Raw genomic sequence first — 19,780 nt, forward strand, 5'->3', positions numbered from 1 at the left:
GGTGCGGACCATCTACCAGAATGAAGTCGCCGAGTGCGGCTATGCCTGCCTGGCGATGGTGCTGTCGCACCTCGGGCGAGCCACCGAAGTGCGGGAACTGTCCGCCTTCCGGCCGATCTCGGCGAACGGGCTGTCGCTCATGGACCTGCACGACATGGCGGTCGATTTCGGCCTCTCCGTCCAGGCCTATCGATTCGATCCGGCGGACCTGTCGGGCATCGCGCGGGGATCGATCGTCCACTATGGCGGCGCGCACTTCGTTGTCTTCGAGAAATGCCGCCGCGGGTACGTGCACATCATCGATCCGGCCACGGGTCGGCGACGGGTGGCGATGGACACCTTCTCGACCAACGTGTCCGGCTACCTGATCGAGTGCGCGCCGACGCCGGAGATGCCCCGCATCCGCGCCAGGTCCGGCGTGCCGGCGGCCCTGGCCCGGGTCCGCGCCTGCAATCCGGAGCTTCGCGGGCGGATCGCGAAGGTGCTCTTCGTGGCGCTCGGCAGCCAGTTCGCCATCCTGGCGATGCCCTATCTCGGCAATCTGGTGCTCGACCACGTCGTGGCCACGGACAACCTCAACCTGCTGAACGTGCTCGTCCTGACCTTCGCGAGCATCTTTGTCATCGGGGCGCTGAGCCAGTACGTGCAGTCCTATCTGGTCGAACTGCTGCATGGGCTGGCGCAGATCAATGTCACCGAGGGCTTGCTCGGGCATCTGCTGCGCAATCCGATCCCCTGGTTCGAGAAGCGCAACGTCGGCGACCTGTTCGCCCGTGTCAGGGCGCAGGACGAGATCAACAACTATGCGACGCGAGTGAGGATCTCGCTGTGGATCGATCTCACGGTCGCTGCGCTGGCCCTGATGCTGATGCTGATCCAGAGCTGGATGCTGACCGCGGTGGCGCTGCTCGTCTTCATGTTGTACGTGGCCGTTTCGTTTGCCCTGTTCGTCCGCATGCGCGACATGCACGCGCTGGTGATGGAGAACTCGGCGCGTTGCGACGACGCAATGATCGAGACGATCCGCGCCGCGTCGCTGATCAAGCTGTCGCAGGGCGAGACGCGCCGCACCGCGATCTTCATGACCAAGTACAAGGCCTTCATGGCCTCGGTGCTGCAGAGCAGTCGGCTCGCCAGCCTGCGCGACGGCATCCTGAAGTTGCTCGACTACGCGGACATGATCGTCATCACCTGGCTGGCGGCGCAGCTGATGCTGGGCGGTGCCATCTCGGTGGGGGTGTTCTATTCCTTCCTGATCTACAAGACCGTGTTGTCGGAACGTCTCGCGCGTTCCATCAACGCGGCCTTCGGCTACTTCATGCTGAGCGTGCCGGTGGGCCGGGTCGACGACATCGTCAAGTGCGAGCCGGAACGCTACACGCCGCTGAGCGACAGCCACAAGACGGTCGAGGTGCGTGATTTCGGCGGGATCGAGATGCGCGAGCTGGGCTTTCGCTATGGCGTGTCCGACCAGCCCGTCCTGCGAGGGGCGAGCCTCGACATCCGCAAGGGCGACAAGATCGTCATCACCGGTCCCTCCGGCAGCGGCAAGTCGACGCTGTTCAAGCTGCTGGCGGCCGCAGAGCCGCTGCAGGATGGGCAGATCACGCTCAACGGCATCGCCTGGTCCAACCTTGCAGTCGACGAGATCCGTCGCCATGCCGTGCACATGCGCCAGGGCGACATGATCCTGCACGGCTCGATCACCGACAACATCTGCCTGTTCGAGGGCAATCCGGACGAGGAGCGCATTCATGCGTTGCTCGATGCGGTCGGATTGCTCGACGACATCATGCGGCTGCCCATGCGCACGCGCACCGTCGTGAGCGAGACGATGGCCAATGTCTCGGCAGGGCAGCGCCAGCGCCTGTTGCTGGCGCGGGCGCTCTACCAGAGGCGCGAACTGCTGCTGCTGGACGAACCGACCTCCAACCTCGATCCGGCCACGGTCCGGCGCATCGCCGGGTTGCTGCGCAGTCTGGATCGCACCGTGGTCGTCATCACGCACGACATGTTCCTCGCTTCGTGTTTCGACCAACGCTACCGGTTGACCGGGGGGCGGCTCGAGCGCGAGACGGTGGAGGGCCATGTCGATACCGGCAGCGATGTCCCCACCCATGCATAGGCGCGGAATCTGCGTCCTGCTGGGCTGCCTCTTCCATGCAGGCATGGCGCAGGCTGTCGATCTGGTGACGGTGGTCGAGCAGGCCACCGCGCACGATGCGGATCTGGCGCAGGCCCGCGCGGGCTACGAGGCTGCAAAGCAGGCGGTGCCCCAGGCGCGCGCCGCGTTGCTGCCGCGCATCGACGGCGGCTGGGGGCGCGGCCACAACCGCATCGATGCGGGCGACATGTCGACCACCAGCTACTGGCAGAACGGCTGGACCGTCAATCTCTCGCAGCCCTTGTTCGACTGGACGCTGTGGCGCAACTACCAGCAGGCGGACTGGATCACCGCACGCGGCGCCGCCGAGTGGGCCGACGCACGGCAATCCACGATCCTTCGTGCGGCCCGCACCTACTTCGAAGTCCTCGCCGCCGAGAACGAGCTCCGGCGCGCGGCGGACTATCAGGCGGAGATCGCTTCGCATCTCGAGATCCTGCGGCGCAAGCGAAGCGCGGGCGAAGCCACGCTGACTGACCTTCGCGAGGCGGAGGCGATGAGCGAACAGGCCCGTTTGCAGCAGATGGAAGCCCGCAACGCGCTCGAACTCCAGCGCCGGGCGATGCAGCAGGTGACCGGCCAGACCTTCACCGGGCTGTCGCGCCTGCCCGACATCCCTGCGCGGCCGAAGCTGGAGCCCAGGGACGTGGACAGCTGGGTGGCCCAGGCACGCGAGAAGGCATACCCGGTACAACTGAAGCAGATCGAATGGCAGATCGCGAAGCTCGAGGTCAGCAAGGCGAAGGGCGACCACTATCCCTCGGTGAACCTGAGCGCCAGCCACATGCCGGCCTCTGCCGCGTCCGGTTTTGCGCAGGCGACGAAGACCACGACCGTCATGCTGTCGGTGAGCGTTCCGCTGTTCGCGGGCGGCGGGATGCAGGCAAGGATGAAGGAAGCCGTGGCGCTGGAGGACAAGGCGCAAAGCGGCCTCGTGTCGGCATCGCGCCAGGCCGAAGCGGCAACGCGCGACGATTTCTCGCGCTTCCAGTGGGCGCTGGAGCGCATCGATTCGCTGACGCGACTGGTGCAGGTGTCGCAGGAAACGCTCGCTGCGACGAAGATCGGCTACGACGTCGGCACGCGCACCCATGCGGATGTGCTTCGGGCCTTCGACGCCTTGCGTGTCAGCCAGCGCGACCGGATGCGCGCGCAGTACGAAATCCTCACGACGCTGTTGCAACTCAAGGCCCAGACAGGGACGCTGAACGTTGGCGAAGTGGCGCGGCTCAATGCCATGCTGGTCCCTGGCGGATCCGTCGCGAAGGCGCCGATCCCGAAGCGTCGTTCCGAAGCGCCAGCGTCGCCTCCCGTGCCGACACCCCCGCCCGTGTCGATGCAAGCGAACCGTGCGCCCGTCCCGGCCCGCGTCCAGGAAGCCCAGGCGCAGGGCCCCGCCTTGGTGACGTGGATCCCCGAAAGCTGACACGCCGAGTCAGGGGTGCAAGTGCTTGCAGCGGGCGCTTGCATGAGCGTGCCCGCGGGATGATGATCGCTCGGGATCCGGCGTTGTCCGGATCGCCGAACACCAGGAGGTTTCGATGGCGCAACATCCATTCCTCGATCCGGTTCGCCGCAGCCTTCTCCTGTCAGGCGGCGCATGGGTCGTTCTCGCCGCGCTCCAGCCGGATCGCGCGCTGGCTCAGTCTCCGTCCGGCATGCGCATCGGCATCATCGGCGCGGGCCGCATCGGCGGGACCATCGGCGGGCTGTGGGTCAAGGCCGGCCATCCGGTGATGTTTTCGTCGCGGCATCCCGAAGAACTCAAGGATCTGGTCGCGGGACTCGGGCCGCTCGCCAGCGCAGGCACCGTGGAACAGGCCATTGCCTTCGGCGACGCGCTCTTCATCGCCGTGCCTTACGGGGCGCTGCCTCAGATCGGCAAGGACTACGGCAGCGCGCTCAAGGGCAAGGTCATGCTTGACGCCTGCAACGCGGTGGCCTCGCGAGACGGCAGCGTGGCCGACGAAGTGGAGCAGGAAGGCATCGGCGTCGTCTCGCAGAAGTACTTGACCGGTGCGCGTCTCGTGCGGGCGTTCAACACCATGTCCTACACGATCTTCGCCCGCGAGGCCAACCGGCCCCCGCCGCGACTGGCGATACCGATTGCCGGTGACGACCCGGAAGCCGTCAAGGTGGCGGCCGGTCTCGTGCGGGATGCCGGCTTCGATCCCGTGGTTGTGGGCAAGCTGGCCGACGCCCGGCGATTCCAGCGCGGTGGGCCGGGCTACGGTCAATCGGTGAGCGCGGCGGAACTGAGGCAGAAGCTGTCGCTGGCGCCATGACGGTGGCGCAACGCTGGCTGCGGCGGGCGGTCCCCGCAACGCCGCAGGAACTGGCGGCTGCGCTATGGTCTTTCGGCTATTTCTTCGCGTTGCTCGCGGGCTACTACGTGCTGCGCCCATTGCGCGACCAGATGGGCATCGCGGGCGGGACGCGGGCGCTGCCATGGCTCTTCACCGCCACCTTCGTGACGCTGCTCGTCGCGCAGCCGCTCTACGGCGCGCTGGTTGCGCGGCTGACGCGCGCACGGTTCATCCCCATCGTCTATCACTTCTTCGTCGTCAACCTGGCGGTGTTCTGGGTTCTGCTGGCGCTCGGCATCGAGCCGGTGATCGTGGCGCGCGTGTTCTTCGTGTGGGTCAGCGTCTTCAACCTGTTCGCTATCGCGGTGTTCTGGTCCTTCATGGCCGACCTCTTCACCAGCGAGCAGGGCAAGCGGCTGTTCGGTTTCATCGGCGCGGGCGGCACGGCGGGCGCGCTGTTGGGGCCCGTCATCACCATCGCGCTGTCGGTGCCGCTGGGGCCGCATAACCTGCTGATCGCGGCGATCGTTTTCCTGGAGATCGCGGTGTTCTGCGCGCACCGGCTCGAGCGAAGCGCGGGCGTGAACAGGGGCCCGCGGCACGACGAATCGCGCATGGGCGGCAGCGCGTTGGCGGGGCTGTGGAGCCTGTTCCGCTCACCGTACCTGCTTGGCGTCGCAGCGTGGGTGAGCCTCTTGTCCTTCGGCGCGACGATGCTCTATTTCGCGCAGGCCAATGTGGTGTCGGCCACGGTGCAAGGCGCCGGCGCGCAGACGCGGATCTTCGCGAGCATCGACCTGGCCGTGGGGCTGCTCACCCTGGCCACGCAGGTGTTCGCCACCGGCCGCCTCCTGCAGCGCTTCGGCACCGGGGTGGCGGCAGGCGCCTTGCCCGCCATCTATGTCATCGGCTTTGTCGCGCTCGCGATGGCACCGACCCTGGCAGTGGTCGTCGTGTTCCAGGTGGCGCAGCGGTGGATGAACTTCGCCATCGCCAATCCGGCACGGCAGGTGTTCTTCACCGTCGTGGGGCGCGAGGAGAAGTACAAGGCCAAGAATCTCATCGACGTGGTGATCTACCGGGGCTCCGATGCGCTTTACGGCTGGGTCTACGACGTGCTGCACGCGATCGGGCTCAAGATCGGCGCCATCGCGCTGTGCGCGCTGCCGGTGGTGCTCGCGTGGCTCATCCTGTCGGCGGCGCTGGGTCGTACGCAAGAACGAAAGGCTTCGTTCGACGCTTCCGTCGCGCATGGAGAGAATCCGTGACGGGTGTCCAATCGGAGGCATGAGCATCACCTCACACGCTCGTAGGTTCCCTTGGGCAGGCACTTGCTGGAGCCGGTGACCTTGAGTTCGTTGTACTTGAAGTCGGACTTGATCGCGTAGTCCTTGCCGGCGTGCGAATGGCTCTCGTGGCTGCGCGGGCGGAACTTCTTGTCGGGACAGAGGCTGGACACGAATTCGTTGCCCAGGCGGCCACCGGCCCGCCATTCGATCTTGACGTTGCCGTTCGCGTAGGTGCCTTCGAAGTCATTCTCCGCGAGCGCGCCGGTGGGTCCGGCAGCAACGAGGATCGACACGAGGATCCGCGAAAGCGGGGTGTGGAACGATCGTGTCATCAGGGCCGTGGCGCGAACGATCGAAGACGAGAGGTGCATTGGAGATCTCCTCGGACGGCAACTTGCCCGTACGGCGATTCTCGAATAGAGAAGGTGGACTTGTCATCCCGGCGCGCACCTGACTTTCACGTACGTGGCCCGATCCGGACGGGCCCATATACTGGATCGGGCCCAGCGCCGCATAGGGCGGCGAGGGCCGCAACGCGTCCAATTCGGAGACTGATACTTAATGCATAACAAGCTACGCCTTTGTGCCGCGGCAGCCCTTTTGTGTGCCGCTTCTTTCGCGGGGGCCCAGACGCCGGCCCCGATGCCTCCCTTGACCCCCGAGCAACAGCGGTTCCACGACATCTACAAGGAACTCGTCGAGATCAACACCACCCATCTGTCGGGGAACAACACCGAGGCCGCGCAGGCCATGCGCAAGCATCTGCTGGATGCGGGCTTCAAGGCCGACGAAATCCAGCTGTTCGAGCCTTACCCCAACAAGGGCAACCTGGTGGTTCGATTCAAGGGCACGGGCGGCAAGAAGCCGCTCCTGCTGCTCGCCCACATCGATGTGGTCGAGGCCCGTCGCCAGGACTGGAAGACCGACCCGTTCAAGCTCAAGGAAGACGACGGCTACTTCACTGCGCGCGGCTCCTCGGACGACAAGGCCATGGCGGCATCGTTCGTCTCGATCCTGAGCCAACTGAAGCGCGAGGGATTCAAACCCACTCGCGACATCGTGCTGGCGCTCACCGCCGACGAGGAACTCGGCGACGTGCCCACCAACGGCGCTTTCTGGCTCGTGAACAACCAGCGCGCGCTGCTCGACGCGGAGTACGGCATCAACGAAGGCGGCGGTGGCCAACTCAACAACGGCAAGCCTGTGCTCAACCGCATGCAAGTGGCCGAGAAGATGTACACCACCTACAAGCTCGAAGTGCGTGACGTCGGAGGGCACAGTTCCCTGCCGACGGCGGCCAACCCGATCTACGAGCTGAGCGCGGCGCTGGACCGTCTCGGCAAGTTCCGCTTCCCGGTGAAGCTGGCCGAAGTCACGCGCAGCTACTTCGACAAGAGCGCGCAGTTCGAGACCGGCCAGATGGCGGAGGACATGCGCGCCGTCGCATCAGGCAAGCCGGACGAGGCCGCGATCGATCGCCTGTCGCGCTCGGCGCTCTACAACGCCACGCTGCGCACGACCTGCGTCGCGACGCAGCTTTTGGCCGGCCATGCGGAGAACGCGCTGCCGCAGTCGGCGAAAGCGACGGTGAACTGCCGCATCCTGCCGCACGACGACCCCGCCGAGGTCGACGCCACGCTGCGCAAGGTGCTGGGCAGCGACCGTATCAAGATCGAGCAGAGCAATCCGCCCCTCAAGAGCCCGCCGTCATCCTTGCGCCCGGATGTCATGCAGGTCGTCGATTCGATCACGCAGCAGATGTGGCCCGGTATCCCGGTCGTGCCGACCATGAGCACCGGCGCGACGGACAGCCGTTTCATGCGCAACATCGGGATTCCGATGTACGGCGTCTCGGGGATCTTCTCGGAGCCCAGCGACGCTCGTGCCCACGGCCTGGATGAGCGTGTTGCGATCCCCCGGCTCTACGACGGGCGTGAGTTCATGTACCGGATGGTCAAGCAGCTTTCGCAGTAGGCATCACTCTTCGAGCGTGAGCAGCGGCACGTCGCGTTCGCGTGCCATTGCGTCGAGTTCGGCGCGCGTGCGCGCGCCGATCCAGCGCTCGATCGCCTCGTGCGTTCCGGGCGCGGTCATGTCCGTCGAGGCGACGCCAGCGGCTTCGCAAAGTCGCGCAGCGAAGTGCGGCTCCAGCGCCGCGACCGCCACGCGCCCGTCGGCGCAAGGGTAGACGCGGTAGCCCGCATGCGCACCGCCGACGGCGCCCGTGGGCGTGGTCAAGCCCCATGTGCGCGGCAGCGCGAGCCAGTCGGCGGCGGCGTTGAGCGCGACTTCGAGGTAGATGCCCGACTTGCCCATCGCGGCGGACCGCAGCGCAGCCTTCAGCACGGCTTCGCTCGCGAGCAATGCGCCGCCCATGTCGGCGTACAGCGTCGGCGGCAATGCGGTCCCGGCGACCAGGCCGCTCTCCGCAAGGTAGGTGAGGTCGTGCCCCGGTTCCTCGGCACGCTCGCCGGGCGCCCCGACGATCGCGACCTGCGACAGCGCCGGGTGCCGCGCATGCAAAGCATCCCACCCCAGGCCCAGCTTCGCCAGCGCCGATGGCCGGAAGGAAGTGAGGAGCACGTCCGTGTCTTGCAGTGCGCGGTGGAGGTGGTGCTGTCCGGCCTCGGTCTTCAGATCGGCGACTTCGATGGAAACGCCCTCGTGCAGTGCGGCGTAGGCCGTCCGGTTGTAGTGGCCCATCGGGTCGCCCGATGGCGGTTCGAGCTTCGTGCAGGTGGCGCCCATGGCTCGGCAACGCATGAGGGCAGCGGGCCCGGGCAGGTTGAGCGCCAGGCTCAACACGCGCACGCCAGCGAGCGGCGCGAAGGGAAGGATGGAATGGGAGGTCGGCATCGGGCGGATCCTTGGCAATGTCACCTTTGGAGCTTACCGGCTTGCGTCCGGCGCTCTACGATGTGGCTTGCACTCTGTTCCAAACCGTAGACAAGGAGACCCGCATGTACCAATCCGATCTTATGGCCGGCCAGCGCATCCTGGTGACCGGCGGCGGCACCGGCCTCGGCCGCGCAATGGCCGAACGCTTCCTGGGCCTGGGGGCCGACGTCGCGATCTGCGGCCGACGGCAGAGCGTCTGCGAGGAGACCGCCGCTACGTGGCGCACGCAGTTCCCGGAGCGCCGCGTCGACACCTTCGGCGTCGACATCCGCAACGCGCAAGCAGTGGACGAGATGGTCGAAAGCCTGTTCGCGTCGGGCGGGCTGACGGGTCTCATCAACAACGCGGCGGGCAACTTCGTCTCGCCGACCGAGGCGCTGTCGCCGCGGGCCTTCGACGCGGTCGCCAACATCGTCTTCCATGGGAGCTTCTATGTCACGCAGGCCGTCGGCAAGCGCTGGGTGGCCGAGGCCAAGGAAGGCAAGTGGAAGGCGGGCGATCCGTACCGCAGCGTGATGAGCATCATCGTGACCTGGGTCGACAACGGCAGCCCCTACGTCGTGCCCTCGGCCATGAGCAAGGCGGGCATCGAAGTGATGACCAAGTCGCTGGCGGTCGAGTGGGCGCGCTACGGCATTCGCCTCAACGCCGTCGGGCCGGGCGAGATCCCGACCGAAGGCATGAGCAAGCGTCTGAACCCCGGCGAAGAGCCCGGCGCGCGCAGCAAGGCGACCAACCCCATGGCGCGCACCGGCCTCATGAGCGAGCTGCAGAACCTGGCCGCCTTCCTCATGGCACGCGGTCAGTGCGACTGGCTCACGGGCCAGAGCATCATGATGGACGGCGGCGGCGCGCTCGCGACCGGCGGCAACTTCTACGAACTGCGGCAGTGGAGCGACGCGGACTGGCTGGCTGCGCGCGAGCGCATCGAGGCGCAAAACCAGAAGGACAAGGCGCAGCGGTAGCGCCTGGCGACAAAGCTCAGGCTCGCAGCGGCCCGCAGCGCGCGGCCTTGAAGGCGAGGAAGGCTTCGAGGCTGGTCTTGCGCGGCACGTAGCCGAACTCGTTCTTCAGTCGGGCGTTGGAAAGCACCGGCCGATAGCGCAGGAAGTCGAGTTGCTCGGGCCCGTAACGGCTGATGCCGAGGCGCGAGCCGGCCGCCAGCGCCATCCGCAGGAGCGAGGCCGGCAGCACCAGCATCGGCTTGCGAAGGATGGCCGCGATCTGCGCGAGCGTGAGCGCGCCGTCGCCGGCGACGTTGAAGCAACCGTCGCGGCCGGTGGTGATCGCGTGGACGACGCAGCCGGTCACGTCCTCGTCCCAGATGAAGACGAAGGGGCTGTCGCTGCCGCGGATCGCGAGGATGCGCGGCTTGTCGAAAAGGGCCGTGATCTGGTTGTGCACGTGAGTGCCCAGGATCGTGCCGATGCGCAGCACCGTCTGGCGCAGCGTGGGATGGGCGGCCCGGTAGTCGGCGAGCATCTCCTCGACGAGTCGCTTGTGGTGCGCATACGCGAAGGCCTGGTTGCCGCGCAGCGCGTCGTTCTCGTCGATCCACGCCGGGTTGTCGGCGTGGTAGCCGTAGGCGGCGCCGCTCGACGACACGACGATGTGCTGCACGCCTTGCGCGACGCAGGCTTCGAGCACGTTGCGCGTGCCGAGCACGTCGACCGAGTATTCGAACTCCCGCGTGCTGCCGGGGCCGGGCGTGACGATGGAGGCGAGGTGGACGACCGCGTCGATCGCGTGTTCGGCCATCGTGGCGCCCAGGTCCGGCGCACGCACGTCCTGCACGGCGTAGGTCACGCCCGGAACGCGACGGCTCGCGGGGACTTCGCGCACGTCCAGTGCAATCACGCAATCGATGTCGGGCAACCGGGCCAGCGCGGCCACCACCGTCCGCCCGAGAAAACCGTCGGCACCGGTGACGAGCACCCGGCGCGCCGCCGCGGAAGGAGAGACAACCATGATTCAGGCCGATCGTGCGGCCGGTGAGGAAAGAGGGCGACGCGCCCACCATGCGGCGAGCCCGAGGCCCGCGACGATGTCCCAGAAGCCCCAGACGCCGGCAACCACCGCCATGCCGCCGAGACCGCCGAAGAAGCTGAAGATCAGGACCAGCCCCAAGCCCGCGTTGCGGACGCCGACCTCGAAGCTGACGGCGCGCCGGTCATACTCCGCCAGGCCCGTGGCCGTCGCGCAGGCATAGCCGGTGGCGAAAGCCAGCGTGTCATGCAACACCACGGCCAGCAGCACCAGGCTCACGTAGTCGAGGAAGTAGCGCCAGTTGCCGGCAATGGCGGCCAGGATGAAGCCGATCAGGCAGACGAAGCTCAGGATGCGCGTCGGTTTCTTGATGCGCTGCGTGAGTGCCGGCAGGTAGTGGGAGAAGGCCAGCCCGATCACGAAGGGCGCACCGATGATCGCCACGATGTGCATCACCATCTCGGCCGGATTGAGCGCGATGGTCTTGAGCAGCGGTGCCGCGGTCGGGTGGATGCCGCCCCAGAAGGCGAAGTTGAGCGGCATCACCACGATCGAGATGAGGTTCGAGATCGCTGTCATCGACACCGACAGCGCCACGTTGCCGCCCGCACGGTGCGTGAGGATGTTCGACACATTGCCCGGCGGGCAGCACGCCACGAGGATCATGCCCAGCGCGATGCTCGGCGCGGGTTGCAGCAGCAGCGTAAGTCCGAAGGTGAGGGCCGGCAGCACGATGAACTGCGCGGCGATGCCGACCGCCATCGCGACGGGCATGCGCATCACGCGCTTGAAATCCTCGATGCGCGTGTCCAGCGCAATGCCGAACATCAGGAAGCCGAGCACCGCGTTGAGCAGCACCAGCGATGCCGGATTGAAATTGAGGCGGACCTCGTCGACGGGCAACGGGATCATGTTCAGCCCAGGCTGGCGGACGCTTCGCGGACGGCGCGGCGGTAGCTGTCCTTGTTGACGTAGTAGGCCATGCGCTCGAGTTTCAGGTACTTGTAGCCGCCGGAGAGATCGGGCGTGGGCCCGGCCTTGGCTTCCTTGAGTACGGCCGCCTGAGGCCGTCCTTGCGACTGCGCCTTGAAGTAGCGCGCGACCAGTTCCGCCTGCTCGTAGCGGCCCTGCCAGCCGATGCCGCTTGCCTCGATCATCCCGAGGACGGCGAGGTTGTCGAAGCCCGGCGCGAAGATGTTGAGATAGAGCTTGGGCGCCATGCCTTGCCAGTTGAGCCAGGTGCGGTCGATGAATGGATAGTGCAGCTTGTACCCCGTCGCGCACAGGATCAGGTCGTAGTCGCGCGAACTCCCGTCCTTGAAATGCACGGTGTCGCCGTCGAGCCGCGCGATGTCGGCACGCACGCCGATGTCGCCGTGCCCGATGTGGTGCAGCACCAGCGAATTCACGACCGGATGCGATTCGTACATGCGGTAGTCCGGCTTGGGGAAGCCGAATCGCACCGGGTCACCGGTGAACCACTGCAGCACCTTGGCGTCGAGCCGCTGCTTGATCCATGCCGGCAACGGCCGCTTGCCGCCGAGCGTGTCGGCGGGCTTGCCGAAGATGTACTTGGGCACGAAGTAGTAGCCGCGGCGTACGGAGATGTCGACGCTCTTGGCGTAGTGCACCGCGTCGACCGCGATGTCGCAGCCGCTGTTGCCGGCGCCGACCACCAGCACGCGCTTGTCCTGGAACAGATTCGCGTGCTTGTAGGCCGAGGTGTGCAGCAGTTCGCCGTTGAAGTGACCCTCGAAGCGCGGCATGCTCGGCTCGGACAAGGTGCCGTTGGCGATGATCACGCCCTTGTACTCGGCCGTCTCGATGCGGCCGCCGCCCGCGTCGACACTCACGCGCCACAAGGTCGACGCGCTTTCCGTGACGGGCTCGACGCGCAGCACTTTCGTGCCGAAGCGGAAGTGCCGGCGCAGGTCGAAGTGATCGGCGAAGTCGCTGAAGTAGCGGCACAGCTCGGTGTGGCGCGGGTAGTCGGCCACGGTCTCGGCCATCGGGAACTCGGCGAACTCCGTCGTGCGCTTGGACGAGATCAGGTGCGCGGACTGGTACACGGTGCTGCGCGGATTGCCGATGTTCCACAGCCCTCCGACATCGTCATAGGCCTCGAAGCCCTGGAACGGGATGCCGAGCTTCTGCAGGTTGCGCGCGCCGGCAAGCCCCGAGGGGCCTGCGCCGATCAGGGCGATTTGCTGGTGTGTGGGCACGGGAACGGACACAGGATCACTCACGAAAGAAAACTCCGACGCTCGATGGAACAGCCGCTCAGCGCGAGGCGGCTTCAGGGATGGATGCGGAAGTGTCGGTGGAAGCCGGCAGACCGGGAATGGGCGTGGCGCCCGGTTCGCCCGCACGCGGCTTGCGCGGCTGGCGCAGCAGCAAGGCATCGTGCCAGGCGGCGGGCAGGAGGCCGAGCGCATGGGCCAGCCAGCCGAGACGGCGCGGCAGCACCAGCTGCTCCCGGCCCTCGGACAGCGCACGCAGGATGGCCGTGGCGGCTTCCTCGGGGGCCATCAGGCCCGGCATGGCGAAACGATTGCCGGCGGTCAGCGGCGTGCGCAGGTAGCCCGGGCTGACCGTGCAGACGCGCACGCCGGTCGGCCGCAACTCGGCGCGCAGGCTCTCCAGATAGCGAAGCAGTCCGCCCTTGCTGGCGCAATAGGCCCCGTTGCCGGGCAGTCCGCGCCGGCCCGCGAGGCTGGCGATGCCGGCCAGCATGCCCCGGCCGCGATCGCGCATCGGTGCGACAAAGGGGTGGAACGTCGTTGCTACGCCCAGCAGGTTGATCTCGACGATGCGACGGAACACCGCCAGGTCCGCGGCTTCGGCCGTGTCGTAGCCACCGGCGACGCCCGCGTTGGCGATCACGGCATCGGGGACCCCGAAGCGCGACATCCAGTCCTGCGCCATGGCCTGCATGGCCGCGACGTCGCTGACGTCGGGCGAGTAGATCGCGCTGCGTCCGGGTGCCGATGCGGCCAGGGCGTCGAGTGCGGCAGTGTCCAGACCGACCAATGCGACTTTCGCTCCGCGCCCCAGCGCCTCGGCCGCCAAGGCGCTGCCCAGCCCGCCGCAGGCGCCGGTGATGACGAGGTTGTCCGGAGAAAAAGTCATGGAATCGTATGTTTCGGGTGCGCAGCTTAGCTAAAACGCGGCAAAATCTCGAAAATATTCCAGTATCCGTCTCGATTTAAGAGATTTCCGATGGATTATCCAGCGACAGACACCCCAGAAGACGCCGATTCGGCCCTGACACCCGGCTTGCGCCTCTTCCAGTTGCTGGAGCACGTCGTGGCCGCGCCCGAGCCGCAGACCCTGGTCGAGATCGTCCGGACGACCGGCCAGCCCAAGCCTTCCGTGCACCGGATGCTCCAGCAGTTGGAGGCCGGCGGGCTTCTGGCGCGCGGAGGCGACGGTCGACGCTATGCGACCACCCCGCGCCTGATGCAGTTCGCCGAAACCGTGCTGCGCGGAAGCACCGCGACCGGTGTGCGCCACGCGGTGCTGCGCCAACTGGTGGCGGACGTGGGCGAGACCTGCAATCTCACGGCGTTGTCCGGAGCCGAGGTGATCTACCTCGATCGCGTCGAGACGGCGTTTCCGCTTCGGCTGGAACTCGGCCCCGGCTCGCGCGTGCCGCTGCATTGCTCGGCGAGCGGCAAGCTTTTCCTGGCGAACCTGCCGCGAACCCAGCGCGAGCGCCTGCTCGACGGGATCCGGTACGACCGGCATACGCCCCACACGCTGTGCTCCCGCGAAGCGCTTGAAGCCGAGATCGAGCGCATCCAGCAGGACGGCCATTCGGTCGATGCCGAGGAATTCATCGAAGGGCTTGTCTGCGTCGCGGTGCCCGTCCGCGATGAAGCGCACGGGCCGGTGCGCTGCGCCGTCGCACTGCAGGCGCCGGCGGTGCGCATGTCGCTGCCCGAGGCCTTGCAGCAGCTCGACAAACTGCGCACGGCAGCGCAGGGGATTGCGCGGGCGATGCGCTGAATCGCCGATTCAGTCGGCGCTCAATCCACGATCTCCGCGCCGCGCTCGACCAGCAGCGCGCGGAGGAAGGATCGATGGCAGCGCGCTTCTTCGTCGCAATAGCAGCCGACCGACAGGTTGCTCTGGTGCGACAGGGCTGCGAGCAGGTCCAGGCTGCGGCTGGCGTCGTGCTCGGCCATCTCGCTCCTGAACTTGCGGCCGAATGCGGCCCATTCCGCGGGCACGCCGGACGCCTGGGCGGCCTGGGCGATCTTCATCGTCTCGACCGAGGGCGCGAGGTTCGGGTACCAGACGTCGTACCAGTTGTGCGAGGAGAACTCTGACTTGGGCACGCCGCGCGGCGGGCGACGCACGGTGCCGATGCGCAGGCCCTCTCCGGGGGCACGGTCGCTGCCGAGTCGCACGATGCGGATGGCCATTGCTGTTCCTCTTCTTCGAGTGGCTGATCAGGTTCCGACGATACCGCCGTCGCGTCGCCGGACGACCACGGTGGCCGACCTCGGCCGCGCGCTCCCGGCCTTGCTGCCATCCGGCCACGCGCTGTTGGGCCTGTCGCTGCCTTCTGCGCGCGTCTCGCCCGGATGCTGGATGTTGACGAAGAGGCTGCGCCGGTCCGGCGTCACGGTGCAGCCGGTGATCTCGCAACCGCCGGGGCCGACCAGGAAGCGCTTGATGCGGCCGCTGGCCGGATCGGCGCAGAGCATCTGGTTGTTGCCGAAGGCGGTCATCGGGGGCTTGCCGATGGCCGGGCCGCTCACGTCGGTCTGGATCCACAGCAGGCCGCCGCTGTCGAAAACCAGGCCGTCGGGGTTGCCGAAGACATCGGCATCGGCGCTCGGATAGCGTGTGGCGGCCTCGGGCCATTTCGGGTCGCCGGCGAGCGCGAAGTGATTCCAGGCAAAGGTGGTGCTGGCGGCATCCTGACCGTCCTCGCGCCAGCGGAGGATGCCGCCGAAGACGTTGTTCGCGCGCGGATTGGCTGCGTCGGCCGCAGGCTTGCCGGGCGCGCCGCGTTGCGTGTTGTGGGTGAGCGTGACGTACACCTCGCCGCTCTCGGGATGCACTGCGATCCATTCGGGCCGGTCCATCTTCGTGGCGCCGACGATGTCGCCGGCCAGGCGTGCGTGGACGAGCACCTCGGCTTGGTCCGCGAATCCGCTGGATGTGTCGATGCCGTCGCGGCCGTGGCGCAGTTCCAGCCACCGGCCGCGCCCATCGGCGTCGTAGCGCGCGACGTACAGCGTGCCTTCGTCGAGCAGGTTGCGGTTGGCGGCGCGCGCGGCAGCGTCGGTGCCGGGCCGGACCTTGTCGCGGCTCACGAACTTGTAGATGTATTCGAAGGCGGAGTCGTCGCCCATGTAGACGGCGACCCGGCCGTCACGGGTCAGGGTGCAGGTCGCGCTTTCCTGGTGCTTGCGGCCGAGCGCGGTGCGCTTGACGGGCATGGCGCCGGGGTCGAAGGGGTCGATCTCCACCACCCAACCGAATCTGTGGGCTTCGTTGGGATGCTTCGAGAGGTCGAAGCGTTCGTCGAAGCGCCAGTAGTCCACCCATTGCGCGCCGCTGGCCGTTCCGTAGCGTTTCTGCGCCGGCGTGGCATGCGACGCGGCCCCTTTCGGTCCGCCGAAGTAGCCGTGGAAGTTCTCTTCGCAAGTCAGGTAGGTGCCCCAGGGCGTGACGCCCATCGCGCAGTTGGCGAAGGTGCCGAACACGCGGTCGCCGCCGGGGTTGGCCGCAGTCCGCATCATCGGCGTACCGGCGGCGGGGCCGGCAATGCGTATCGGCGTGGCGCCATGCACGCGCCGCGCATGGCGCGACGGCAGCACCTGGCGCCAGCCGTCGGTGGTCAGTTCGACTTCGATCACCGATACGCCCATCGCGTGCAAGGACTTGCGGGTCTTCTCCTCCGTCCAGGGCGTGATGCCGGTGGCGTGGAGCAATCGCTCGTCGGTGTACTCGTGGTTCATCACCAGCAGGCCGCGATCGGCGCGGCCGTCCAGCGCGAAGAAATGCATGCCGTCGTGGTGCATGCCGGCCTGTACCGCCTGCTCGGCGGCGCTGTTCGACCCGTCCGGCACGAAGGCGGGCATGGACGACGCGATGCCGGTCGGCGTCCCCCAGGGGTAGAGCACCTGCGCCTCGTACTCGGGCGGCACCGTGACCGCATCGCGCAGTGTCGCCGGCACGGCAGTGAAGCCGAGCCGGCCATCGTCTGCGCGGGCCAGGGTGCATCCTTCGCCCATGAAGGCGACGACGGCGACAGCGGCACCGGACTGGAGAAACTGGCGGCGGGCGAGGAGCATGACGGGTTGTTGACTGGGCGACAGCGCGATCATCGCCGAGCATCGATACTGTCGGAAAGCCCTGGAGACACGCAATGAACGACCGCATCGAATCGATCCGCCACGCCGACGGCGTGGTCGAACTTCACCTGGCCCGCGCCGACAAGATGAACGCGCTGGACCCCGCCATGTTCGATGCCCTCATCGACGCCGGCACCCGGCTGTGCAACGACGCCGGCGTCCGCGCCGTGGTGCTCGCGGGGCGCGGCAAGGCCTTCTGCGCAGGGCTCGACATGCAATCCTTCGAACGCATGGGGCAGGGCAGCGGCAGCGGCGTGATCGGGTCCGGGTCGACCGGGCGCGACCTGATCGAACGCAGCCACGGCATCGCCAACGCGGCGCAGCAGGTCGCGATGGTCTGGCGCGAGGTGCCCGTGCCCGTCATTGCCGCGATCCATGGCGTCGCCTTCGGCGGCGGCCTGCAGGTGGCGCTGGGCGCGGACGTGCGGCTCGTCGCACCGGGCACGAAGATGTCGGTGATGGAGATCAAGTGGGGCCTCGTGCCCGACATGGGCGGGATGGTGCTGATGCGCGAACTGGCCCGCAACGACGTCGTGCGCGAGCTCACCTTCACCGGCCGCATCTTCTCGGGAGAAGAGGCCGTGGCGATCGGCTTCGCGACGCGGCTGGCGAATGACCCGTTGGCCGAGGCGCTGGAGATGGCGCGCGAGATCGCGCAGAAGAGCCCCGACGCGATCCGCGCCGGCAAGCGACTGCTGAACGCGGCCATGGGGCACAGCGCCGCCGACCTGCTGCTGGCGGAGTCGGTCGAGCAGAAGGCGCTGATCGGCAGCGCCAACCAGACCGAGGCCGTGCGCGCCAACATGGAGAAGCGCGCACCGCGATTCGACGACCCGAAGTAGGGGCCAGGCAACTCAAGCCGCCGCCGGCTCGTTCTCAGGCGCCCCGAAAATTCAGCCATTCCTCGGAAGGCGCACGGTCGCTCACCAGCGCGTTCACGGGATGATCGGGATCGCGATACCCGATCGCCATGCCGCAGAACAGCATGCGTTCCGGCGGCAGTTCGATCACCCGGGCGACCGTCGCCGGATATACCGCCCAGCACTCCTGCGGGCAACTGTCCAGCCCTTCGCCACGCAGGAGCAGCATCACCGTCTGCAGGTACATGCCCAGGTCCGACCACTGGGGCGGCCCCATCGTGCGGTCGACCGAGCAGAAGAGCGCCATCGGGGCGCCGAAGAAGTCGTAGTTGTTGGCGAACCAGCGCCGGCGCGCGGCCTTGTCGTCGCGGGGAATGCCCAGCCGCGCATACATCGCCTCGCCGACCTGGAAGCGGCGGTCGCGCCAGGGGGCGCGAAGGCTCGGCGGATAGATGTCGTACTCGGAGGGTTCCGGTTCGCCGCCTTCGGTGAGGCGCCGGCGCATGGTCGCCCTGAGCGCGGCCAGCGCGTCGCCCGCGAGCACGTCGATGTGCCAGGGCTGCAGGTTGCCGCCGGAAGGCGCCCGCGCAGCCATCGTCAGCACCTTGCGGATCGTCTCGCCGTCGACCGGCGTCGGCAGGAAAGCCCGGATGGAATGGCGGCTGGCAACGGCGTCCTGGATATGCATGGGAGGGTTCGAAGTGGTCCGGCCAGTGCAATTAAGCACGCCGTAAGGCGCGCCCACGCCATACTCGCGAGGTGCCCATGTACCTACTCCATCGCATTGCAGCCGAAACGCTGCCCGTCGCCGTCACCGGTGGTGCGCACGTCGACGCCGTTCGTGTGCTCAGCATGGCCGGCCATGTGAAAGCCGTGATCCCCAAGCCCGTCCGGACACTGGATGGCTACGAACAGCCGCCGGCCACCGTGACCGAGATCACCTCGCTCGGACAGAGCATGCTGCGACGCTTCCCCGTTCGATAGCGCGCCCTGCGACGGGGCGCTGTCGCGCCATTCCGGGGCATACAGTTCACCCGCAAATGTCCTATTGACGGTACAGCAGAACGCCGCGACCATCGGCCTCCATGTCCGAGATGCCGCTGCCGAAGTACCACCAGATCTATCTGCTGTTGTGCGAGCAACTGGCCGAAGGGCGCTTCGTCGACGGCCTGCCCGGCGAGTTCGCGCTGATGGAGGAATTCGGCGTGGCCCGCGTCACCGTGCGGCGCGCGCTCGAGAAGATGGCCGCCGAGGGCCTGATCTCGCGGGAGCCGGGCCGCGGCACGCGGCCGATCCGGGCTCCAGCCGTTTCCATCGCGGAGGGTGCGCGTGGCGGGCTCGGCGTCCAGCGCGCCAACCTGGGCGGCCTCCTCGAAAACCTCGTGAGCATGGGCTTGCGCACCTCGGTCAAGGTGATCGACGTGCAGACCGTCACCGCATCGGCCAGCGTCGCGAGCGCGCTCCAGCTGCAGCCGGGTGACGCGGTGCAAAAGGCCGTCCGTGTGCGCTCGACGCGCGAAGGTCCGCTCTCCCACATCACCACCTACGTGCCGGCCGATGTCGCGCGCCAGTTCGGCCGACGCGAACTGGCCCGAAAGCCCATCCTCGTGCTGCTCGAAGAGGCCGGCGTGCAGGTCGGCCGCGCGCACCAGACCATCACCGCACGACTGGCCGATGCCACGCTGGCGCAGCACCTCGACGTCTCGGTCGGCTCGGCGCTGCTCGCCGTGCGGCGCCTGGTCTTCGATGCCAACGAGCGCCCGGTGCAATGGCTGCACGGCCTCTACCGGCCCGACCGCTATGCCTACGAGATGCAGTTGTCCCGCGTGGGCGGCATCGACGCCAAGGTGTGGGTCAACAAAGAGCTTTCGGCCCAATTCATCTGAATCGACAACCAATCAACCAA

The 19,780-nt window shown here is 67.4% G+C and carries 19 protein-coding genes; 10 read left to right on the top strand and 9 right to left on the bottom strand.

What is annotated here, in order from left to right; translation table 11 throughout:
* The first annotated feature begins 1 nt into the window (after position 1).
* From AC1D3B_RS04345 to AC1D3B_RS04360, 4 genes are all read left to right on the top strand, one after another.
* Positions 2 to 2,125 carry a peptidase domain-containing ABC transporter gene (locus AC1D3B_RS04345; RefSeq protein WP_478189423.1) on the top strand — a complete coding sequence of 708 codons (2,124 nt, stop codon included), beginning with the start codon at positions 2 to 4 and terminating at the stop codon, positions 2,123 to 2,125.
* Complete coding sequence (locus AC1D3B_RS04350; RefSeq protein WP_478189424.1) at positions 2,118 to 3,590, top strand: TolC family outer membrane protein; 1,473 nt, start codon at positions 2,118 to 2,120, stop codon at positions 3,588 to 3,590. Before AC1D3B_RS04345 ends, AC1D3B_RS04350 begins: the two co-directional genes overlap by 8 nt.
* Positions 3,591 to 3,705: 115 nt before the next feature.
* Positions 3,706 to 4,449 carry an NADPH-dependent F420 reductase gene (locus AC1D3B_RS04355; RefSeq protein ID WP_478189425.1) on the top strand — a complete coding sequence of 248 codons (744 nt, stop codon included), beginning with the start codon at positions 3,706 to 3,708 and terminating at the stop codon, positions 4,447 to 4,449.
* A complete protein-coding gene (locus AC1D3B_RS04360; RefSeq protein ID WP_478189426.1) occupies positions 4,446 to 5,738 on the top strand; it encodes an NTP/NDP exchange transporter in 1,293 nt (430 codons plus the stop codon). Before AC1D3B_RS04355 ends, AC1D3B_RS04360 begins: the two co-directional genes overlap by 4 nt.
* A 26-nt stretch (positions 5,739 to 5,764) precedes the next feature.
* Here AC1D3B_RS04360 and AC1D3B_RS04365 read toward each other — a convergent pair whose 3' ends face one another.
* Entirely contained in the window at positions 5,765 to 6,130 is a 366-nt protein-coding gene (locus AC1D3B_RS04365; RefSeq protein ID WP_478189427.1) for a hypothetical protein, read from the bottom strand.
* Positions 6,131 to 6,320: 190 nt separating this feature from the next.
* Between AC1D3B_RS04365 and AC1D3B_RS04370 the strand changes: the two genes are divergently transcribed.
* The gene (locus AC1D3B_RS04370; protein ID WP_478189428.1) at positions 6,321 to 7,733 is read left to right on the top strand and encodes a M20/M25/M40 family metallo-hydrolase; all 1,413 of its coding nucleotides are present in this window, start codon (positions 6,321 to 6,323) and stop codon (positions 7,731 to 7,733) included.
* Between the two features lie 3 nt (positions 7,734 to 7,736).
* Here the strand turns inward: AC1D3B_RS04370 and AC1D3B_RS04375 are convergent, their stop codons facing one another.
* The gene (locus AC1D3B_RS04375; protein WP_478189429.1) at positions 7,737 to 8,615 is read right to left on the bottom strand and encodes a CoA transferase; all 879 of its coding nucleotides are present in this window, start codon (positions 8,613 to 8,615) and stop codon (positions 7,737 to 7,739) included.
* A gap of 104 nt (positions 8,616 to 8,719) precedes the next feature.
* On the opposite strand from AC1D3B_RS04375, the gene AC1D3B_RS04380 reads away from it, so the two are divergent.
* Positions 8,720 to 9,622 (top strand): SDR family oxidoreductase, encoded by a 903-nt coding sequence (locus tag AC1D3B_RS04380; protein WP_478189430.1) that lies wholly within the window; start codon positions 8,720 to 8,722, stop codon positions 9,620 to 9,622.
* A 16-nt stretch (positions 9,623 to 9,638) separates the two neighbouring features.
* On the opposite strand, the gene AC1D3B_RS04385 is transcribed toward AC1D3B_RS04380, so the two are convergent.
* The 4 genes from AC1D3B_RS04385 to AC1D3B_RS04400 are packed head-to-tail and all read right to left on the bottom strand — an operon-like array spanning position 9,639 to position 13,772.
* On the bottom strand, positions 9,639 to 10,625 hold the full coding sequence (locus tag AC1D3B_RS04385) for an SDR family oxidoreductase (protein ID WP_478189431.1): 987 nt from the start codon (positions 10,623 to 10,625) through the stop codon (positions 9,639 to 9,641).
* Between the two features lie 3 nt (positions 10,626 to 10,628).
* Positions 10,629 to 11,555, bottom strand: a complete 927-nt coding sequence (locus AC1D3B_RS04390) for a bile acid:sodium symporter family protein (RefSeq protein WP_478189432.1) — start codon at positions 11,553 to 11,555, stop codon at positions 10,629 to 10,631.
* 2 nt (positions 11,556 to 11,557) lie between these two features.
* Positions 11,558 to 12,889 carry a flavin-containing monooxygenase gene (locus AC1D3B_RS04395; protein WP_478189433.1) on the bottom strand — a complete coding sequence of 444 codons (1,332 nt, stop codon included), beginning with the start codon at positions 12,887 to 12,889 and terminating at the stop codon, positions 11,558 to 11,560.
* Positions 12,890 to 12,923: 34 nt separating this feature from the next.
* Positions 12,924 to 13,772 carry an SDR family oxidoreductase gene (locus AC1D3B_RS04400; RefSeq protein ID WP_478189434.1) on the bottom strand — a complete coding sequence of 283 codons (849 nt, stop codon included), beginning with the start codon at positions 13,770 to 13,772 and terminating at the stop codon, positions 12,924 to 12,926.
* A 90-nt stretch (positions 13,773 to 13,862) separates the two neighbouring features.
* On the opposite strand from AC1D3B_RS04400, the gene AC1D3B_RS04405 reads away from it, so the two are divergent.
* Positions 13,863 to 14,651 carry an IclR family transcriptional regulator gene (locus tag AC1D3B_RS04405; protein WP_478189435.1) on the top strand — a complete coding sequence of 263 codons (789 nt, stop codon included), beginning with the start codon at positions 13,863 to 13,865 and terminating at the stop codon, positions 14,649 to 14,651.
* 20 nt (positions 14,652 to 14,671) lie between these two features.
* Here the strand turns inward: AC1D3B_RS04405 and AC1D3B_RS04410 are convergent, their stop codons facing one another.
* On the bottom strand, positions 14,672 to 15,070 hold the full coding sequence (locus AC1D3B_RS04410; RefSeq protein WP_478189436.1) for a DUF488 domain-containing protein: 399 nt from the start codon (positions 15,068 to 15,070) through the stop codon (positions 14,672 to 14,674).
* A 27-nt stretch (positions 15,071 to 15,097) separates the two neighbouring features.
* A complete protein-coding gene (locus AC1D3B_RS04415; RefSeq protein WP_478189437.1) occupies positions 15,098 to 16,954 on the bottom strand; it encodes a PhoX family protein in 1,857 nt (618 codons plus the stop codon).
* A 74-nt stretch (positions 16,955 to 17,028) separates the two neighbouring features.
* On the opposite strand from AC1D3B_RS04415, the gene AC1D3B_RS04420 reads away from it, so the two are divergent.
* Positions 17,029 to 17,856 (top strand): crotonase/enoyl-CoA hydratase family protein, encoded by an 828-nt coding sequence (locus tag AC1D3B_RS04420; protein WP_478189438.1) that lies wholly within the window; start codon positions 17,029 to 17,031, stop codon positions 17,854 to 17,856.
* Between the two features lie 34 nt (positions 17,857 to 17,890).
* On the opposite strand, the gene AC1D3B_RS04425 is transcribed toward AC1D3B_RS04420, so the two are convergent.
* Positions 17,891 to 18,562, bottom strand: a complete 672-nt coding sequence (locus tag AC1D3B_RS04425; RefSeq protein ID WP_478189439.1) for a nitroreductase — start codon at positions 18,560 to 18,562, stop codon at positions 17,891 to 17,893.
* 77 nt (positions 18,563 to 18,639) lie between these two features.
* On the opposite strand from AC1D3B_RS04425, the gene AC1D3B_RS04430 reads away from it, so the two are divergent.
* The gene (locus tag AC1D3B_RS04430; protein WP_478189440.1) at positions 18,640 to 18,858 is read left to right on the top strand and encodes a hypothetical protein; all 219 of its coding nucleotides are present in this window, start codon (positions 18,640 to 18,642) and stop codon (positions 18,856 to 18,858) included.
* Positions 18,859 to 18,959: 101 nt separating this feature from the next.
* On the top strand, positions 18,960 to 19,760 hold the full coding sequence (locus AC1D3B_RS04435; protein ID WP_478189441.1) for a GntR family transcriptional regulator: 801 nt from the start codon (positions 18,960 to 18,962) through the stop codon (positions 19,758 to 19,760).
* The last annotated feature ends 20 nt before the right edge of the window (positions 19,761 to 19,780 follow it).

It is taken from the genome of Variovorax sp. P5_A3, from assembly GCF_056400665.1.

Excerpts from the sequence above, each read along its gene's own strand:
- AC1D3B_RS04350 (WP_478189424.1), top strand. The coding sequence starts at position 2,118 with ATGCATAGGCGCGGAATCTGCGTCCTGCTGGGCTGCCTCTTCCATGCA.
- AC1D3B_RS04355 (WP_478189425.1), top strand. The coding sequence starts at position 3,706 with ATGGCGCAACATCCATTCCTCGATCCGGTTCGCCGCAGCCTTCTCCTG.
- AC1D3B_RS04360 (WP_478189426.1), top strand. The coding sequence starts at position 4,446 with ATGACGGTGGCGCAACGCTGGCTGCGGCGGGCGGTCCCCGCAACGCCG.
- AC1D3B_RS04365 (WP_478189427.1), bottom strand. The coding sequence starts at position 6,130 with ATGCACCTCTCGTCTTCGATCGTTCGCGCCACGGCCCTGATGACACGA.
- AC1D3B_RS04370 (WP_478189428.1), top strand. The coding sequence starts at position 6,321 with ATGCATAACAAGCTACGCCTTTGTGCCGCGGCAGCCCTTTTGTGTGCC.
- AC1D3B_RS04375 (WP_478189429.1), bottom strand. The coding sequence starts at position 8,615 with ATGCCGACCTCCCATTCCATCCTTCCCTTCGCGCCGCTCGCTGGCGTG.
- AC1D3B_RS04380 (WP_478189430.1), top strand. The coding sequence starts at position 8,720 with ATGTACCAATCCGATCTTATGGCCGGCCAGCGCATCCTGGTGACCGGC.
- AC1D3B_RS04385 (WP_478189431.1), bottom strand. The coding sequence starts at position 10,625 with ATGGTTGTCTCTCCTTCCGCGGCGGCGCGCCGGGTGCTCGTCACCGGT.
- AC1D3B_RS04390 (WP_478189432.1), bottom strand. The coding sequence starts at position 11,555 with ATGATCCCGTTGCCCGTCGACGAGGTCCGCCTCAATTTCAATCCGGCA.
- AC1D3B_RS04400 (WP_478189434.1), bottom strand. The coding sequence starts at position 13,772 with ATGACTTTTTCTCCGGACAACCTCGTCATCACCGGCGCCTGCGGCGGG.
- AC1D3B_RS04405 (WP_478189435.1), top strand. The coding sequence starts at position 13,863 with ATGGATTATCCAGCGACAGACACCCCAGAAGACGCCGATTCGGCCCTG.
- AC1D3B_RS04410 (WP_478189436.1), bottom strand. The coding sequence starts at position 15,070 with ATGGCCATCCGCATCGTGCGACTCGGCAGCGACCGTGCCCCCGGAGAG.
- AC1D3B_RS04415 (WP_478189437.1), bottom strand. The coding sequence starts at position 16,954 with ATGCTCCTCGCCCGCCGCCAGTTTCTCCAGTCCGGTGCCGCTGTCGCC.
- AC1D3B_RS04420 (WP_478189438.1), top strand. The coding sequence starts at position 17,029 with ATGAACGACCGCATCGAATCGATCCGCCACGCCGACGGCGTGGTCGAA.
- AC1D3B_RS04425 (WP_478189439.1), bottom strand. The coding sequence starts at position 18,562 with ATGCATATCCAGGACGCCGTTGCCAGCCGCCATTCCATCCGGGCTTTC.
- AC1D3B_RS04430 (WP_478189440.1), top strand. The coding sequence starts at position 18,640 with ATGTACCTACTCCATCGCATTGCAGCCGAAACGCTGCCCGTCGCCGTC.
- AC1D3B_RS04435 (WP_478189441.1), top strand. The coding sequence starts at position 18,960 with ATGTCCGAGATGCCGCTGCCGAAGTACCACCAGATCTATCTGCTGTTG.